Here is a 14,688-nt window from a genome sequence, read left to right on the forward strand (position 1 = left end):
TCGTTGAAGTCTTCAGGCGAGGTGAACGGTACGCCCCCCGACCAGCGTCCTCGCGACGCGGCCGGAGAGCTCGAGACCCATGAAGGGCGTGTTCTTGCCCTGGCTTGCCAGCGCGAGCGGCGAGACGATCCAGGGCGATTTCGGATCGAAGAGGCAGAGGTCGGCCGCCGCCCCGGGGGCGAGCGTGCCCGCTTCCGCGCCGAGGATGCGCGCGGGGCGGTGCGTCACCGCACCCAGCGTGGCCGGAAGCTTCAGCCCCGACTCCGATCCCCATTGGAGTACCAGGGGCAGCAGCAGTTCCAGCCCCGTGGCGCCCGGCGTGGCCTCGGCGAACGGCACCAGCTTCTCGTCGTCGTCGACGGGCGTGTGGTCGGAGCAGATCGCGTCGATCGTGCCGTCGGCCACGCCCTTGCGGAGCGCATCGCGGTCGCGCGGATCGCGCAGCGGCGGCACGAAGTTGGCCAGGGGATCGAACTCACCGATGTCGCGGTCGCTGAGATGCAAATGGTAGATGCCGACGTCGCAGGTGAGGGGCAGGCCTTTCGCTTTCGCTTCCGCCACCAGCGCCACCGAGCGCGCGGACGAAAGGCGCGCGAGATGCACGCGGGCTCCGGTCACACCCATCAGCTCGACGATGGCGCGCACGGCGATGGTCTCGGCGATCGCTGGGATCGGCGCCAGGCCCAGGCGCGTGGCGACCTCGCCTTCGTGCGCGACGCCGTCCCTCGCGAGATCGGCCACTTGCGGACGCAGCCACACGGTGAAGCCGAACGTCGAGGCGTAACGCATCGCCTGCAGCAGGACGGAGAGGTCCCGGATGGGCGCGTTCGCCTGGAAGAAGCCCACGCAGCCGGCCTCGGTGAGCTCGAGCATTTCGGCGAGCTTCTCGCCCTTCAGTCCCACGGTGAGCGCGCCCAGCGGATGGACGCGCGCCTGGTGCAGCGAGGCCGCGCGGCGCGTGAGCATCTCTACCAACCCGGGCTCATCGAGCGGCGGGTCGGTATCCGGCGGGCAAGCGAGCGTGGTGACGCCGCCGGCGACCGCCGCGCGCATCTCCGATTCGAGCGTGGCCTTGTATTCGAACCCGGGCTCGCGAAGGCGCGCCGCGAGATCGACCAGGCCGGGGCAGAGCACCAAACCGCCGGCCTCGATCACCTCGTCGGGCTTGAAGCCGTCGGGCGCCTTCCCGGTCGAGGCGATGCGGCCCTCGGCGATGAAGAGCGAGGCGTTGGCCTCGGTGTTGGCGGCGGGGTCGACCAGGCGGGCGCCGCGGATCTCGATCTTCATGCGCTGCCCCCCGGGGCCTGGCCCGCGAGGATCGACATCACCGCCATGCGCACCGCGATGCCGAAGGTCACCTGCGGCAGGATCACGCTCTGGTGTCCGTCGGCGACGCTCGATTCGATCTCCACGCCGCGGTTCATCGGGCCGGGGTGCATCACGATCGCGTCGGGCTTCGCCTTCGCGAGCTTCGACGCGTTGAGCCCGTAGGCCTTGTAGAACTCGCCCGCCGAGGGCAGCAGCGCGCCGTTCATGCGCTCGTTCTGCAGGCGAAGCATGATCACGACATCGCAATCCTTGATGCCGGCGTCCATGTCGTGGAACACGCGCACACCCATGCGTTCGACGTCGGCCGGGATGAGCGTTTTCGGCCCGACCACGCGAAGCTCCGGCACACCGAGCGTTTTCAGCGCGTGGATCTGCGAGCGCGCGACGCGCGAGTGCAGCACGTCGCCCACGATCGCCACCGTGAGGCCGGAGAAGTCCTTCTTGTAGTGGCGGATGGTGTACATGTCGAGCAGGCCCTGCGTCGGGTGCGCGTGGCGGCCGTCGCCCGCGTTGATCACCGCGACACCGGGCTTCACGTGCCGTGCGATCAGGTGCGGGGCACCGGACTGCGCGTGGCGGACCACGAACATGTCCGCGTCCATCGCCTGCAGGTTGTAGACGGTGTCCAGCAGCGTTTCGCCCTTCGACGTGGACGACGCGCCGATGTTGAGGTTGATCACGTCGGCCGAGAGGCGCTTGGCGGCGATCTCGAACGTCGTGCGCGTACGGGTGGAATTCTCGAAGAAGACGTTGAAGATCGCCTTGCCGCGCAGCAGCGGCAGCTTCTTCACCTCGCGCTCGTTCACCGAGACGAACTGGTCGGCGGTGTCGAGGATGTGGCGGATCATCGCCGCGGGCAGGCCCTCGGTCGTGAGGAGATGGCGCAGGCGCCCCTGCGCGTCCAGCTGCAGGCTCGCGTTCATGGCCGCTTCACCGCCGCGAAGCGCAGCTTGCCGCCGTCGTTGGAGAGCACCAGCTCCTCCTCGCGGTCCACCTCGACGTCGGCGCCGAGCCAGTCCGGCGAGACGGGCAGCTCGCGCCCGCCGCGATTGGCGAGCACCGCGAGGCGCACCGCCATCGGGCGGCCGAAGTCGAAGAGCTCGTTCAGCGCGGCGCGGATCGTGCGACCCGTGTGCAGCACGTCGTCGACGAGGATGATCTCGCGCCCGTCGACGGGAAACGGGATCTGGCTGCGCCGCGATTCGCGATGCAGCCCGATGCGGCCGAAGTCGTCTCGATGCAGCGTGACGGCGAGCGTGCCCAGCGGCACCTTGCAGCCGAGGGCGCGGTGCAGCCTTTCGGCGACCCACGCACCGCCGGTGTAGATGCCGACCATGCCGGCGTCGGGCGTGATGACGTCCTTCATCTTGGCCGCGAGGGCTTCGACGAGGCGCTCGGGATCAGGTAGCGAGGCGCTCATGCGCGTTGGGATCGTCCAGGTAGCTTTGGAGAATGACGGCTGCGGCGAGCGCGTCCACGTCCTGCTTGGCACGGATGCGCGCGTGCTGCTCGCGCATCTGCGCTTCGGCCTCGGCGGAGGAGAGCGTCTCGTCGACGAAGGTGACCGGCAGGTTGAAGCGGCCCGCGAGGCGGCGGCCGAATTTCTCGGCGAGCTTCGCGATCGGATGCTCGCCGCCGTCGGCGTGGCGCGGCCGGCCGACGACGAAGGCCTGGGGCTTCCAGTCGAGCACCAGCTTCTCGATCAATGCGAAGCGGCGGTCGTTGGCTTCGGAATCGAGACCCATCAGCGGATGCGCGATGCCGGTCAATGTCTCGCCGACCGCGATGCCGATGCGCTTCTCGCCGAAATCGAAGCCGAGGAGGGTCGAGGACGGCTCGGGTTGCGTCACGCGTGCCCGGCCTCGTCGGAGAGGTTGGCCGCGTTGATGCCGAGCATCTTCATCGCCGCATCGTAGCGATCCTCGGGCGGCACGTCGAAGACGACGCCCAGGTCGGCGGCGACGGTGAGCCAGCCGTTGCGCTGGATCTCGTCCTCGAGCTGGCCCGCGGCCCAGCCGGCGTAACCCAGGGCCACGAGCTGCTCGCGCGGACCCTTGCCGCCGGCCATCGCCTCGAGGATGTCGATGGAGGTGGTGAGCCCCGTGTCGCCGACGGGCAACGTGGATTTCCACGCGCCCAGCGGGCGGTGGAGCACGAAGCCGTGGTCGAACTGGACCGGTCCCCCGTAGAAGACCGGCTGGTCGGCGAGGTCGGTGGCGCCGAGCGGGATCTCGACCTGCTTGAAGAGCGCTCCGAGGGTCACGTCGATGGGCCTGTTCACGACGATGCCGAGCGCACCGCGTTCGTTGTGCTCGCACACGAAGGTGAGCGTGCGGGAAAAATTCGGGTCCGCCATGGCGGGCATGGCGATCAGGAAATGCCGGGTGAGGTTGATCGTTTGCATCGACAGGCCGTCGCGTATTCTAGCCTTTCCGACCCCCCAGCGAAAAATGAAGCCTTATCCGGCCGCCCTGTTCTGGTTCCGCCGCGACCTGCGCGTCGAGGACAATGCCGGGCTCTACTACGCGCTCACCTCGGCCCGCCGGGTCCACTGCGTCTTCGTCTTCGACCGCGAGATCCTCGACGCGTTGCCGACGCGATCGGACCGGCGGGTGGAGTTCATCCATGCCTCGGTCGTGGAGCTGCGCGAAGCCTTGCGATCCCACGGCGGGGACCTGCACATCCTGCACGACCGCGCACGCGAAGCCATTCCACGCCTTGCCGCGGAGCTCGGTGTCGATGCGGTCTTCGCCAACGAGGACTACGAACCGGATGCCATCGCGAGGGATGCCGCCGTGGACAAGCTGCTGGCCGCGGCGGGCCGGCGGATGCACCGCGCCAAGGACCAGGCCGTGTTCGACAAGGACGAGGTGCTGACCCGCGCGAGCCAGCCGTTCTCCGTCTTCACGCCCTACAAGAACGCCTGGCTCGAGAAGGTGGATGACTTCTTCCTGGGTGCCTATCCGGTTGCGAAGCATGCCGGCGCTCTCGCCCCTTCACCTCTTCCCGCTTCGATGCCCTCGCTCGAGGACCTCGGCTTCGAGGCCACGAACCTCTCCACGGTGGGCGTGGTTCCGGGCACGGCGGGTGCCCGCGCGTTGCTCGCGAATTTCGAGCCGCGCATGCACGACTATCACAAGGCCCGCGACTTCCCCGGCGTGAAGGGCGTGTCGTATCTCTCGGTGCACAACCGCTTCGGCACGGTGTCGATCCGCGAGCTGGCGCGGCGTGCCCGCGCAGCGAAGGGGCTCGGGCCGGCGACATGGCTCTCGGAGCTGGTGTGGCGCGACTTCTACTTCCAGGTGTTGTGGCACCACCCGCATGCCGCCGAGGGGCCGTTCCGCCGCGAGTACGAGGCGATCCGCTGGCCCGACGATCCCGCGCTCTTCGCCGCGTGGTGCGAAGGCAACACGGGCTATCCGCTCGTGGACGCCGCGATGCGCCAGATCAACACGACGGGCTATATGCACAACCGCCTGCGGATGGTCGTCGCGTCGTTCCTGGCCAAGGACCTGCTCGTCGACTGGCGAAAGGGGGAGCGCTATTTCGCCGAGAACCTGAACGACTTCGACCTCGCGCAGAACAACGGCGGCTGGCAGTGGGCCGCATCGACGGGATGCGATGCGCAGCCTTACTTCCGCATCTTCAATCCGGTCACGCAATCGGAGCGCTTCGACCCGAAGGGCCGCTTCATCCGCCGCTACCTGCCGGAGCTCGCGAACGTGCCCGACGCATTCATCCACGCGCCGTGGACGATGGATGCCGTGAAGCAGGCGGCTTCGGGATGCGTCATCGGGCAGGACTATCCCGCGCCGGTGGTGGATCACGCCGTGCAGCGCGAGAAAGCCCTCGCGCTGTACGGCAAGGTGAAGGGCGCGACCTAGCGTCGAACGGCGCCGAAGCGGCCGCGGCCCAGGCCGTCGCGGCCCGCCAGGTTCAGCGTGCCGGTCACGCCGCCGTCGGTGAACTCGAGCTGCGCCACCTGGAACTGGCCCGAGTCTCCCGTCAGGCAGGTGTAGCTCCCGGCGAACGATCCGTAACGGCCGGCCTGCGTGTACGGGCCGCGGTAATCGCAGAGCCCGCCGATGGGTTCCTCGACGCGCAGCACCGCCTGGTCTCCTTCACCGATGATCAGAAGGAAATCGGCGTTGTATTCCCGTGTTCCGTACGGGGGCGACGTGTCGTTGGGCGACAGGCGCAGCGTGAACGAGCCGATGTAGTTCCCGGCGCCGCCCGTGCGCGAGAAGGTGAGGCGCTCCAGCTGCTTCGCCACCGTGATGTTGTTCACCGTGTACTGGATGGCCAGCGCGTTGTCGTCGGTCGCGGTGAGGAAGATCTCGCCGACGGGGATCGTCTGCGTATCGGCGTTGCGGTGCGTGTCGCTGAAGGGTGTGCCCCGCGTGCGGTAGAGCGTGCCGCGGAAGGCCGGCCGTCCGGAAGACGTGTACGCATAGACGCGCGCGTCCGAAGCGACGAGCCAGAGCGGCTCGTTGTTGCTGCCGTAGGTATAGAGCGTGACGAAGGCGGTCTCGCCCTGCTGGACCATCTGCAGGCCGGTGCCGACTTCCTGCGGATTCCACCAGGTATCGGAGTAGTTGGCGGCCGCGGCGGCGGCGTTGAGCGAGCCCAGCATCAGGCCCGCGGCGGCGAGGAGCGCGAGGATTTTTTTCAAGGTCGGACGCGGTGTTGGATTGGGGAAACGGCAGGCTACAGATCCGCGCAAGGAACCGGGTAATGGTTTGTGACGAAATACGGCTGGCGTGGAGCGAAGCGTTGCCGTGCGGGGGTTTTCAGGCGGGCGCGGGTTTCTCCTTGCGCGACTTGAGGCCCGTGACCCACGACATCGTCCAGGGCCGGATGCCGAGGGCCATGCCGATGGTCGTGCGCTGGTCCGAAGGGAGGTAGCTGTCCAGCTCCGCGAGCTCGTTGAATTCCGCGGCCACGCGGTTCAGGCGCCGCTGCAGCAGCTCGAAGGAAGCGCGCGAGAGCTCGCGGAACTCGAAGCGGAAGAGTCCGCCGGCCTCGACGAAGTCGGCGAGGATGAAGCTCGTCACCACGCTCTTGCCGTGCGCCTTGCGGATCGGCCCGTCGTGGCGCAGCCGCACGGTCTTCGGCACCTTGAGGCGGACCGCGTCACCCGGCTGCAGCTCGATCAGGCCGACCTTGTCCAGCTTCAGCAGCAGCTTCAGCGCCTCCGGGCGCGTGAGGTGGTAGCCCTCGAGCATGTCGGCGAGCTGCCAGTCGTTGTAGCAGAGGTAGAACATGCCCAGCAGCTTCGGATCGGCCGCGAGCGCCGTCTCCTGCGCGATCGTCATCTGGTCGGAGCCCGCGGTGGCACCGCGCGCGAGCTTCGCCACCTCGAAGAAATCCACCTCCAGGAACGCGCACACCTGCTCCAGCCGCTGGAGCGTGAAGGTGCGCTCGGAGAAGAGCCGCTTCACGCTGGGCTCGGAGAGCTCCAGGGCGCGTGCGAGGTCGCGGTACGTGGCGCCACGGGCCTTGAGGAGCTTCTTCAGGACCTCGACGAGGCCGGATGTCTGGGGGTCTTCTCGCATGGGTATCAGGGGGTCGAGACAGTAGGTATTGATTTACGATACTACTGCATGTTCGTCTTGTTATCCAATCCCGCCCCGCCATACTCCGCTCCACGTGCATGTGCACGGAACCGCAAGGAAGCCGAACATGAACCGCACCCTGATCGCCGCCCTGCTCGTTTCCGCCGCCCCCGCCCTCGCGATGGCCGAAGAAGAGGGCACGGAAACTTCCCCCGCCATCGATCTCTGCCGCCACGAGGCGGTCCGCGAGATCACCCGCATCGAGCACGACCTCCGCCCGGTGAAGCGCGTATACGACATCGCGATGAACCCCACCGGCTTCGTGATCGAGAAGGTGAGCGAGGAAGCCGGCGTGAAGATCCCGAAATGGGTGGGCTTCGCGCTCGACCCGAAGGGCTATGCGCGCAACTACGTGATGAAGCGCGTGCGTGAGGAAGCGAAGCAGCGCGTCGGCCTCGCCAACGACTGCCGCGTGGAAGAAACGGCGGACGACGATTCCGAAGGTCCGTTCCCGACGCCCGAAGCCGATTCGGCCGAAGCCTGAGGGGACATCCATGACGACGACGCACGAACGCGAGCGGTGCGACCGCGTGGTGTTCTACGCGGCGGCAGTCTCCTCCTTCCTGGAATCCAGCGTCCCGCTCTACACGCGGGAGCTGCGCACGATGTTCGCCGGCGACCCGGCTTTCCTGGAGTGGCTCGATGCCACCTGGGAGCCCGAGGAATCCGGCCACGGGCGCGCGATGCGCGAGCTGCTCGCGCGGCGCTGGCCCGAGTACCGCTGGGAGGACGCGTACGACGCCTTCCTGCGCGAGTACACGACGTATTGCGGCCCGCACCTGCTGCGGCCCACGCCCGCCCGCGAGATGCTTTCGCGCTGCGTGACCGAATGCCAGGCGGCGATGCTCTATCGCGCGCTCTCCGCGTACTCGACCGACGCGGGCGACGCCGCCCTCTTCCGCTCGATGTACGAGGACGAGGTGCGCCACTACAAGGTCTTCTTCCGCGAGTTCCGCCGCTATCGCGCCTCCGAACGGCTCGGTGCGCTCGAGGTCTGCGGCGCGCTCTTCGGCCGGCGCGACAAGGCGCAGGTCGAGGACGCCGGTACGGCGCTTCGCTACGTGAACTACGGCTACAGCCGCGAGCTGCCCTTCGCGCCCCTCGAGGTCGAAGGCGCGACGGCCCTCGCCCGGGAGGCGCTACGCGCGCATTTCCCGAGCGAATCGGCGCGGCTGATGATGCTGAAGCCCCTCGCCGAGACCTCGGCCGCCGGGCGCTGGATCGCGCGCGGCGTGGGTCTCGCGATGAAGTTCGAGATGCAGGTCGTGGTCTAGCGCTGCGCGAGGGCGGCCGAGCCCTCACGGCACTGGTAGCGCACGGTGTCGAACGGGCTCGAAGGCTGGAACTCCGTGAACGTGTAGCCGGTGATGGTGTTCATCCGCTTCACGAACGCGGCGTAGGCCTCGGGGCCTTCGCGCAGCTTGTCGCAATAGCGCTGGTAGAGGCGGGCCATGTGGCCCGTCTCACCGGCCTGGGTCGCGATGACGGTGGAAGCCGCTGCGATGGGCTGGGTAGTGACGGCATCGGCGAACGCGGCGCCCGAGGCGAGGACGAGGGCGGTGGTGACGAGGAGGTTTCTCATGGGGATCTCCAGTCTCGTTGGAAGGCGCCCCCAGCTTGATCCCGCTGCGACCGGCCTGTCCGTAACGGTTTGTCCCGTTGCCTTGCGGCGGTCGCGAGGCGTGACCGCGGCGTGACGGTGTCGCTATTCGGCGACCACCTGGTCACCGCGTGTGAAGGTCCACGTGCGGGTGATGTACAGGATGTCGGTGTCGGCCCGGATGTTGTCGGGGAAGCGGTCGAAGGGCGCGGCCAGGCGGACGATGCGGATCGCGGCTTGGTCCAGCACCTTGTTCTTCGAGCTCTTGTTCACCTCGATCGATTCCACCTCGCCGTTCGCCTTGATGCCCACCGTGAGCTGCAGCGATCCGTAGAGCTTGTTCCGGCGCGCCTCTTCCGGATAGTTGAGGTTGCCGATGCGCTCGATCTTGAGCCGCCAGTTGTCCACGTACACGGCGAAGCGGTATTCCGATGCGCGAGCGCCGACGAATTTCTTCTTCGGCCGCTCCTGGTAGGCCTGGTGCTCGCGGCGGATCTGCGCCTCCAGGCGCTCGATCTCGAGGCGCTTCTCGACGAGATCGCGCGCCGTGTCGTCGGCCTTCACGTCGCCTTGCGGCGAGGGCGTGGGCACCGTCACCTGCACTGCGGAGGCGAGGCGCGTCATCAGCTCCTTCTGCTCCTGCTCCAGCTGCTTCACGCGCGCCTGGGCATCGCGCATGTCCTGCTGCTGGTCCTTCAGCGTGGGAAACGGGGTCTTGGCGCGCAGCTTCTCGTCGGTGTTGCCGCCGCCGTCCAGGTTGGCCTGGGCGAGCGCGTCGGCCTTGACGGGCTTGGTGGCGCTCTTGGAGTTCACCAGCACCACGTCGAGGACGTTGTGCGGCGCATCCCACTTGCGCATGTCGATGAACTTGAAGCCGAGCCCGATGATCAGCGCCACGTGGATGGCGAGGGAAACGACCAGCGACGCCTGCATGGAGGCGACGAGCCCGAACTTCTCGAGCAGGAAGTCGGAAAACGAAAGGACGGCATCCGGTGACGCGGTACGCACTTGCATGAGTTGCAATTCTAAAGGCGAATCGTGACGGCGGGACCCCTATTTCCCCGCATAGCGGCATAGCACGGAGGGGTCCCACAGGTCGGGCTCGCCGAAGGCGATGCGGACCTTTTCGCCGGGCGCCACCGGCGGGAGGCCGATCGCGCGGCACACCAGCGGCAGGCCCTCGAGGCGCACGAGCTCCTCGCGGATCACCGTGGCATCCGACTCCGCGATGCCCTCCTGGAGGAGGTAGCGCAGCACCCAGTGGCGCTCGAGCGTGCGCTGGTGCTCGTTGTACGCCTCGTACACCGTCTCGAAATCGCGGGCGGCGGCGGCGAGGTCGTCCTTCGAGTAGGGAGGCGGCGCGAATCCGAGCGCCGCGACGAGCTGGCGCTGGTTCGCGAGATCCGAGAAGCGGCGCAGCGGCGAGCTCGACCACGCGTAGTGGGAGACGCCGAGCCATTCGTGGCTACCGGGCTCGACTTCCATGCGTGTCTTGATGCCGCGCTGGTTGCGATACATGCCGGTCACGCCGCGCTCGGCGAGCAATTTTCCCCACGTCGCATTCACGTGGATCATCAGCTCGGCCACGAGCGTGTCGATGGGCGTGCCGCGCCGCCGCGGCTCGACCGACACGCGGCCGTCGGCGACGCGGATCGTGTAGTCGACGCGATCGCCCTTCTCCTCCTTGGCGCCGCGCGCGACGCGCAGCCGCCCCGCGAGGCGGTGCAGCAGCAGGAGATCCTCGCCGTGCGCGCCCTCGACGCGGTCCGCGGCGATAGCAGCCTCGTTCAGGCGCGTCTCGAGCTCGCCGATCCGCAGGTTCGATTCGATCTCGATCCGCTCCACCTTCGATTCGGTGGCGGTGATGTCGAGCGTGGCCGCATCGAGCGTGAGATAGAGCGAGACGGCCGGGACCGTGCGGCCTTCCGCGAGCGTGGCCGCGGCCACCGCGGCCTCGGGCAGCATCGTGATCTTGCCGCCGGGGAAATAGGCCGTGGACAGGCGCTCGCGCGCGAGCGCTTCCAGCGGATGCTCGCGGCCGAAGAAGAGCGCGGGCGCCGCGATGTGCACGCCCACGCGCACGGTGCCGTCGCCGGGACGCTCGACCGAGAACGCGTCGTCGATCTCGGTGGTCTCGTGGTCGTCGATCGAGAAGGCGCGCGCGGTGGCGAGCGAAAGGCCCTCGGGCTCGGTGAGCGGCGGGACCTCCGCGAAGCCGGTGCCGCGCGGGAAGAACTCGAACGCGAAACGCCGCAGGAAGAAATCCTCGGGGCCGGCGAGCGCCCCGGCGCGGGCGAGCAGGCGCGGCGGAGCGAGCCCCGCGGCCGTGGCGGCCTGGTCCAGCGCACGCCACTCGAGCGCCATCTTGTCCGGCTTGAAGAGGAGGGTGTCGAGCTTCGCGGCGATGGCCTCGGGCACGCGGTCCGCGGCGAGCTCGGCGGCCCATGCGTCCACTTGTTCCTGTTGCTTGCGCTTCTTCTCCACGCCGGCGAGCGCCGCTTTCAGGTTCTCCGCCTGGGCCGCTTGATATCGGCCCTTGCCGCGCTTGTAGAAGAAGATCGGGCTCGCGTGCAGCCGCAGCGCGACCGCGGTCGCCTCCACGGGCGAGGGCGCGTGGCCGTAGTAGTCCTTCGCGAGCGCCTCGAAGCCGAACTCGTCGCCGCCGCACACTTCCCAGAGGAATTGCGGGTCGATCTCCTCGGAGAGCTTCTGCGCATCGGGCATCAGCGCCTGGAGCGCCTGGTTGTCGAAGCGCAGCAGGATGCTCGCGGCCTTCACCTTGGAGCGCTTGCCGTGCGCGGCTTCCACCTGGAAGGTGGCGCCGGCATCCGCGAGGATCGTGCCGACGCGGAAGCTTCCGTCCTCCTCGAAGAGCACCTGCTTCATTCGCGCGCCCACTTCACGAGGTCGGGCACGTGCTCGTGGAACGACATCAGCGAATGGTCGCCGCCCTGCTCCACGGTCTGGAAGGCGCCCGCGTAGAAGGCCACGGCTTCGCGATAGTCGAGCACCTCGTCGCCGGTCTCGCAGATGAGCCAGTAGCGCGACGGGCGCGAGATCGCGGCCAGGTCCATGTCGCGCAGGTCGTCGACGTGGGCCGGGGTGAGCTCGAAGCTCTCGCCGGTGTAGAGGTTGCGTTGCGGCCCCAGGAACTTGCGGAAATGCGTGTGCGGATGCACGGCCGGATTCAGCAGCGCCGCCTTGCAGCCCAGGCGCTCGGCCATCACGGTGGCGTAGTAGCCGCCGAGCGAGCTGCCGACCAGCGTGAGGTCCGCGGCCGCAACGTCCGCGCACGCGGCCTCGATCTGCCCGAAGGCGAGCGACGGGCGATGGTGGAGCTCGGGCACGGCATAGCGCAGGTCCGGCGCCTGGCCTTTCAGATAGTCGCCCAGCATCACCGCCTTCTTCGAGAGGGGCGAGCTGATGAACCCATGCAGGTAGACGATCGCCTTCAAATGTCGAGCGTGCCGCGGGCGAGCTCGATCACGTCGCCGCCGACGAACACGGTGCCGCCCTTCACGGCGAGGTAGAGGTCCGAGGGGCGGAGGATCTCGTCGCCCTGCGTGACCACGCGCTGGATGTCCGCGCCCGGGCGCATCGCCGTGAACCAGCTGCCGAGGTTGGCGCAGGCCGATCCGGTCGCGGGGTCCTCGATGATCGCGGGCCCCTTGGGGAAGAAGAAGCGCGCCTTCACCGTGCCCTTCGCATCGCCGGCGTCGGCGACCACGTAGGCCATGCTCAGGTTGTCCACGCTCTTCAGGCGCGAGAACGCGTCGGCCACCGGTTTCGCGCGCAGCACCGCATCGGCGTCGCGCACGGGGACGATGAGTTGCTCCTTGCCCGCGGCCACCCACAACGGGCGATCGGCGATGTCGCGCTCCTCGAGGCCCAGCATCGCGGCCAGCTCCGCGCGCGATTCCTGCACCTCGCGCCACGTCGCCTTGTTGGCCTGCAGCGTCCAGCGGTCGCCCGCGGCCTTCACCGGGATCACGCCGGCCTTCATCTCGAGCGTCAGCGCGTCGCCCGTCTTCTGCAGCGAGCGCACCACATGCGCGGTGCCGAGCGTGGGATGGCCGGCGAACGGCATCTCGTAGGCCGGCGTGTAGATGCGCACGCGGGCGTTCGCCTTGTCCGAGGGGAAGATGAACGTCGTCTCGGAGAGGTTCATCTGCAGGGCGAGGGCCTGCTGCGTGGCATCGTCGATGCCGCGGGCATCCTCGAACACGGCGAGGGGATTGCCCGTGAGGCGGCCGCCCCGGGTGAACACATTGACGATGCGGTAGGCGTAGGTCTTCATGGTCAGTCCGCGGCGTCGCGATGGGCGGCGCCGAGCCGTTGCAGGAGCTTCGCGTGGATGCCGCCGAAGCCGCCGTTGGACATCACGAGCACGTGGTCGCCCGATCGCAGCACCTGCGACAGCGCTTCGACCATCGGCTCGATGTCGTGATAGATCGCCGCACGCGAAGACAGCGGCGCCAGGGCCTTTGCCGGATCCCATCCCAGGTGCGCGGCGTGGCAGTACACGAGGTCGGCGGCTTCGAGGCTCTTCGCGAGCGCGCCCTGCATCGTGCCCAGCTTCATGGTGTTGGAGCGCGGCTCGAAGACGGCGACGATGCGCTGGGCTCCGACGCGCTGGCGGAGGCCCGCGATGGTGGTGGCGAATGCGGTCGGGTGGTGCGCGAAGTCGTCATAGACGGTGATGCCGTTCACGACGCCGCGCACTTCCATGCGGCGCTTCACGCCCTGGAAGAGCGACAGCGCCTCGATGCCCCGCGCGACCGGAACGCCGGCGTGGCGCGCCGCGGCGAGGGCGGCCAGGGCGTTACGCCGGTTGTGCTCGCCCATCAGCTCCCAGCGCACGGTGCCCTGCATCTCGCCGTGCAAGCGGACATCGAACGCTCCATCCGCGCGAAGCGGCCCCGCGCTCCACGCCTGGCCGTCGCCGAAGCGCTCGACGCTGGTCCAGCAGCCGCGCTCGAGCACGCGGCCGAGCGCCGCCTCCTCGCCGTTCACGACCAGCAGGCCGTTGGCGGGCACGATGCGCACGAGGTGGTGGAACTGCTTCTCGATGGCGGCCAGGTCGGGAAAGATATCCGCGTGGTCGAGCTCGAGGTTGTTCAGGATGGCGGTGCGCGGGCGGTACCAGACGAATTTCGAGCGCTTGTCGAAGAAGGCCGTGTCGTACTCGTCGGCCTCGATCACGAAGAACGGCGAGTCGGTGGCGAGCGCCGACATGTTGAAGTTGCGCGCGATGCCGCCGATCAGGAAGCCGGGGTTCAGGCCGGCGTGCGCGAGGATCCACGCGAGCATCGAGGCCGTGGTGCTCTTGCCGTGCGTGCCCGCCACGGGGAGCACCCACTTGTCCTGCAGCACGTGCTCGGAGAGCCACTGCGGGCCGGAGCAGTACGGCAGCCCACGGTTCAGCATCTCCTCGACCACCGGCATGCCGCGCGTCATCGCGTTGCCGACCACGTAAAGGTCGGCCTTGTACGTTTCCAGCTGCGCGGCGTCGTAGCCCTCGTGCAGCTGGATGCCGAGGTTGCGAAGCTGGTCGCTCATCGGCGGATAGACCTGCGCGTCGCAGCCCGTGACGACGTGGCCGCGCTCGCGGGCGATCTTGGCGAGCCCGCCCATGAAAGTGCCGCAGATTCCGAGGATGTGGAGGTGCATTGCGTGCGTCATCCCCGCGCAGGCGGGGATCCGGTTTCTATGCGAAGAAGATGAAGTAGACCGCGCCCAGCAAACAAAGTCCCGCCCACAGGTAGTTCCAGGTGAGCTGCTGGTCCATGTAGAGGATCGCGAAGGGCACGAAGACCGCGAGCGTGATCACTTCCTGCAGGATCTTCAGCTGCGCGAGGTTGATACCGCCCGCGAAGCCGATGCGGTTGGCGGGCACCTGCAGCAGGTACTCGGCGAGCGCGATGCCCCAGCTGACGAGCGCGGCGATCCACCACGGGCTCGCCTGCAGGTGCTTCAGGTGGCCGTACCACGCGAACGTCATGAAGAGGTTCGAGGCCGCCAGCAGCGTCACCGTGGCCGCGAGGGTCTGGAACTGGGTCATGGAAGGGGCGTTTCGGGAGGGAGCAGGGCCGTAAATTCTACAGGAGCGGGGGGTCACGTCCGCGGGCAGGTCCGCCGTGTAAA

At 68.3% G+C, this 14,688-nt stretch carries 17 protein-coding genes; 3 read left to right on the plus strand and 14 right to left on the minus strand.

What is annotated here, in order from left to right:
* Nucleotides 1-12: 12 nt before the first annotated feature.
* The 5 genes from DSM104443_RS21070 to DSM104443_RS21090 are packed head-to-tail and all read right to left on the minus strand — an operon-like array spanning nt 13 to nt 3,733.
* Nucleotides 13-1,287 (minus strand): dihydroorotase, encoded by a 1,275-nt coding sequence (locus tag DSM104443_RS21070; protein ID WP_171095871.1) that lies wholly within the window; start codon nt 1,285-1,287, stop codon nt 13-15.
* Nucleotides 1,284-2,252 (minus strand): aspartate carbamoyltransferase catalytic subunit, encoded by a 969-nt coding sequence (locus tag DSM104443_RS21075; RefSeq protein WP_171095873.1) that lies wholly within the window; start codon nt 2,250-2,252, stop codon nt 1,284-1,286. The genes DSM104443_RS21070 and DSM104443_RS21075 overlap by 4 nt, the downstream gene beginning before the upstream one ends.
* Nucleotides 2,249-2,749, minus strand: coding sequence for a bifunctional pyr operon transcriptional regulator/uracil phosphoribosyltransferase PyrR (pyrR, locus tag DSM104443_RS21080; RefSeq protein WP_171095875.1), 501 nt, complete (start codon nt 2,747-2,749; stop codon nt 2,249-2,251). The genes DSM104443_RS21075 and pyrR overlap by 4 nt, the downstream gene beginning before the upstream one ends.
* Entirely contained in the window at nt 2,730-3,179 is a 450-nt protein-coding gene (gene ruvX, locus DSM104443_RS21085) for a Holliday junction resolvase RuvX (RefSeq protein WP_171095877.1), read from the minus strand. Before ruvX ends, pyrR begins: the two co-directional genes overlap by 20 nt.
* Nucleotides 3,176-3,733 carry a YqgE/AlgH family protein gene (locus DSM104443_RS21090; RefSeq protein ID WP_171095879.1) on the minus strand — a complete coding sequence of 186 codons (558 nt, stop codon included), beginning with the start codon at nt 3,731-3,733 and terminating at the stop codon, nt 3,176-3,178. The genes ruvX and DSM104443_RS21090 overlap by 4 nt, the downstream gene beginning before the upstream one ends.
* A 46-nt stretch (nt 3,734-3,779) precedes the next feature.
* Here DSM104443_RS21090 and DSM104443_RS21095 point away from each other — a divergent pair, with 46 nt between their 5' ends.
* Nucleotides 3,780-5,213 carry a cryptochrome/photolyase family protein gene (locus DSM104443_RS21095; protein WP_171095881.1) on the plus strand — a complete coding sequence of 478 codons (1,434 nt, stop codon included), beginning with the start codon at nt 3,780-3,782 and terminating at the stop codon, nt 5,211-5,213.
* On the opposite strand, the gene DSM104443_RS21100 is transcribed toward DSM104443_RS21095, so the two are convergent.
* Complete coding sequence (locus DSM104443_RS21100; RefSeq protein ID WP_171095883.1) at nt 5,210-6,001, minus strand: hypothetical protein; 792 nt, start codon at nt 5,999-6,001, stop codon at nt 5,210-5,212. The genes DSM104443_RS21095 and DSM104443_RS21100 overlap by 4 nt on opposite strands.
* A gap of 118 nt (nt 6,002-6,119) precedes the next feature.
* Nucleotides 6,120-6,884: a helix-turn-helix domain-containing protein gene (locus DSM104443_RS21105; RefSeq protein ID WP_171095885.1), complete on the minus strand. Its 765-nt coding sequence runs from the start codon at nt 6,882-6,884 to the stop codon at nt 6,120-6,122.
* Between the two features lie 127 nt (nt 6,885-7,011).
* Here DSM104443_RS21105 and DSM104443_RS21110 point away from each other — a divergent pair, with 127 nt between their 5' ends.
* On the plus strand, nt 7,012-7,428 hold the full coding sequence (locus DSM104443_RS21110; RefSeq protein ID WP_171095887.1) for a hypothetical protein: 417 nt from the start codon (nt 7,012-7,014) through the stop codon (nt 7,426-7,428).
* A gap of 10 nt (nt 7,429-7,438) precedes the next feature.
* Nucleotides 7,439-8,218, plus strand: coding sequence for a ferritin-like domain-containing protein (locus tag DSM104443_RS21115; protein ID WP_171095889.1), 780 nt, complete (start codon nt 7,439-7,441; stop codon nt 8,216-8,218).
* Here the strand turns inward: DSM104443_RS21115 and DSM104443_RS21120 are convergent.
* The 7 genes from DSM104443_RS21120 to DSM104443_RS21150 all read right to left on the minus strand — a co-directional run bounded on the left by DSM104443_RS21120 (nt 8,215) and on the right by DSM104443_RS21150 (nt 14,605).
* Nucleotides 8,215-8,526 carry a hypothetical protein gene (locus DSM104443_RS21120; protein ID WP_171095890.1) on the minus strand — a complete coding sequence of 104 codons (312 nt, stop codon included), beginning with the start codon at nt 8,524-8,526 and terminating at the stop codon, nt 8,215-8,217. The genes DSM104443_RS21115 and DSM104443_RS21120 overlap by 4 nt on opposite strands.
* Before the next feature lie 123 nt (nt 8,527-8,649).
* On the minus strand, nt 8,650-9,558 hold the full coding sequence (locus DSM104443_RS21125) for a cell envelope integrity TolA family protein (RefSeq protein WP_246232404.1): 909 nt from the start codon (nt 9,556-9,558) through the stop codon (nt 8,650-8,652).
* Nucleotides 9,559-9,597: 39 nt separating this feature from the next.
* The gene (locus DSM104443_RS21130) at nt 9,598-11,430 is read right to left on the minus strand and encodes a ribonuclease catalytic domain-containing protein (protein ID WP_171095892.1); all 1,833 of its coding nucleotides are present in this window, start codon (nt 11,428-11,430) and stop codon (nt 9,598-9,600) included.
* The gene (locus tag DSM104443_RS21135; protein WP_171095894.1) at nt 11,427-11,999 is read right to left on the minus strand and encodes a YqiA/YcfP family alpha/beta fold hydrolase; all 573 of its coding nucleotides are present in this window, start codon (nt 11,997-11,999) and stop codon (nt 11,427-11,429) included. Before DSM104443_RS21135 ends, DSM104443_RS21130 begins: the two co-directional genes overlap by 4 nt.
* Nucleotides 11,996-12,841: a PhzF family phenazine biosynthesis protein gene (locus DSM104443_RS21140; protein WP_171095896.1), complete on the minus strand. Its 846-nt coding sequence runs from the start codon at nt 12,839-12,841 to the stop codon at nt 11,996-11,998. Before DSM104443_RS21140 ends, DSM104443_RS21135 begins: the two co-directional genes overlap by 4 nt.
* A gap of 2 nt (nt 12,842-12,843) precedes the next feature.
* Entirely contained in the window at nt 12,844-14,214 is a 1,371-nt protein-coding gene (mpl, locus tag DSM104443_RS21145; protein WP_171096681.1) for a UDP-N-acetylmuramate:L-alanyl-gamma-D-glutamyl-meso-diaminopimelate ligase, read from the minus strand.
* Between the two features lie 37 nt (nt 14,215-14,251).
* Nucleotides 14,252-14,605 (minus strand): DMT family protein, encoded by a 354-nt coding sequence (locus tag DSM104443_RS21150; RefSeq protein ID WP_171095898.1) that lies wholly within the window; start codon nt 14,603-14,605, stop codon nt 14,252-14,254.
* Between the last annotated feature and the right edge of the window lie 83 nt (nt 14,606-14,688).

This window comes from Usitatibacter rugosus (assembly GCF_013003965.1).
GTDB classification, from domain to species: domain Bacteria; phylum Pseudomonadota; class Gammaproteobacteria; order Burkholderiales; family Usitatibacteraceae; genus Usitatibacter; species Usitatibacter rugosus.

What these genes read in the sequence shown, in the direction of transcription:
- DSM104443_RS21095 (WP_171095881.1), top strand. Translation starts at nt 3,780, where the DNA reads ATGAAGCCTTATCCGGCCGCCCTGTTCTGGTTCCGCCGCGACCTGCGC.
- DSM104443_RS21115 (WP_171095889.1), top strand. Translation starts at nt 7,439, where the DNA reads ATGACGACGACGCACGAACGCGAGCGGTGCGACCGCGTGGTGTTCTAC.
- DSM104443_RS21125 (WP_246232404.1), bottom strand. Translation starts at nt 9,558, where the DNA reads ATGCAAGTGCGTACCGCGTCACCGGATGCCGTCCTTTCGTTTTCCGAC.
- DSM104443_RS21120 (WP_171095890.1), bottom strand. Translation starts at nt 8,526, where the DNA reads ATGAGAAACCTCCTCGTCACCACCGCCCTCGTCCTCGCCTCGGGCGCC.
- DSM104443_RS21110 (WP_171095887.1), top strand. Translation starts at nt 7,012, where the DNA reads ATGAACCGCACCCTGATCGCCGCCCTGCTCGTTTCCGCCGCCCCCGCC.
- DSM104443_RS21105 (WP_171095885.1), bottom strand. Translation starts at nt 6,884, where the DNA reads ATGCGAGAAGACCCCCAGACATCCGGCCTCGTCGAGGTCCTGAAGAAG.
- DSM104443_RS21140 (WP_171095896.1), bottom strand. Translation starts at nt 12,841, where the DNA reads ATGAAGACCTACGCCTACCGCATCGTCAATGTGTTCACCCGGGGCGGC.
- DSM104443_RS21070 (WP_171095871.1), bottom strand. Translation starts at nt 1,287, where the DNA reads ATGAAGATCGAGATCCGCGGCGCCCGCCTGGTCGACCCCGCCGCCAAC.
- DSM104443_RS21150 (WP_171095898.1), bottom strand. Translation starts at nt 14,605, where the DNA reads ATGACCCAGTTCCAGACCCTCGCGGCCACGGTGACGCTGCTGGCGGCC.
- mpl (WP_171096681.1), bottom strand. Translation starts at nt 14,214, where the DNA reads ATGCACCTCCACATCCTCGGAATCTGCGGCACTTTCATGGGCGGGCTC.
- DSM104443_RS21075 (WP_171095873.1), bottom strand. Translation starts at nt 2,252, where the DNA reads ATGAACGCGAGCCTGCAGCTGGACGCGCAGGGGCGCCTGCGCCATCTC.
- DSM104443_RS21090 (WP_171095879.1), bottom strand. Translation starts at nt 3,733, where the DNA reads ATGCAAACGATCAACCTCACCCGGCATTTCCTGATCGCCATGCCCGCC.
- DSM104443_RS21130 (WP_171095892.1), bottom strand. Translation starts at nt 11,430, where the DNA reads ATGAAGCAGGTGCTCTTCGAGGAGGACGGAAGCTTCCGCGTCGGCACG.
- pyrR (WP_171095875.1), bottom strand. Translation starts at nt 2,749, where the DNA reads ATGAGCGCCTCGCTACCTGATCCCGAGCGCCTCGTCGAAGCCCTCGCG.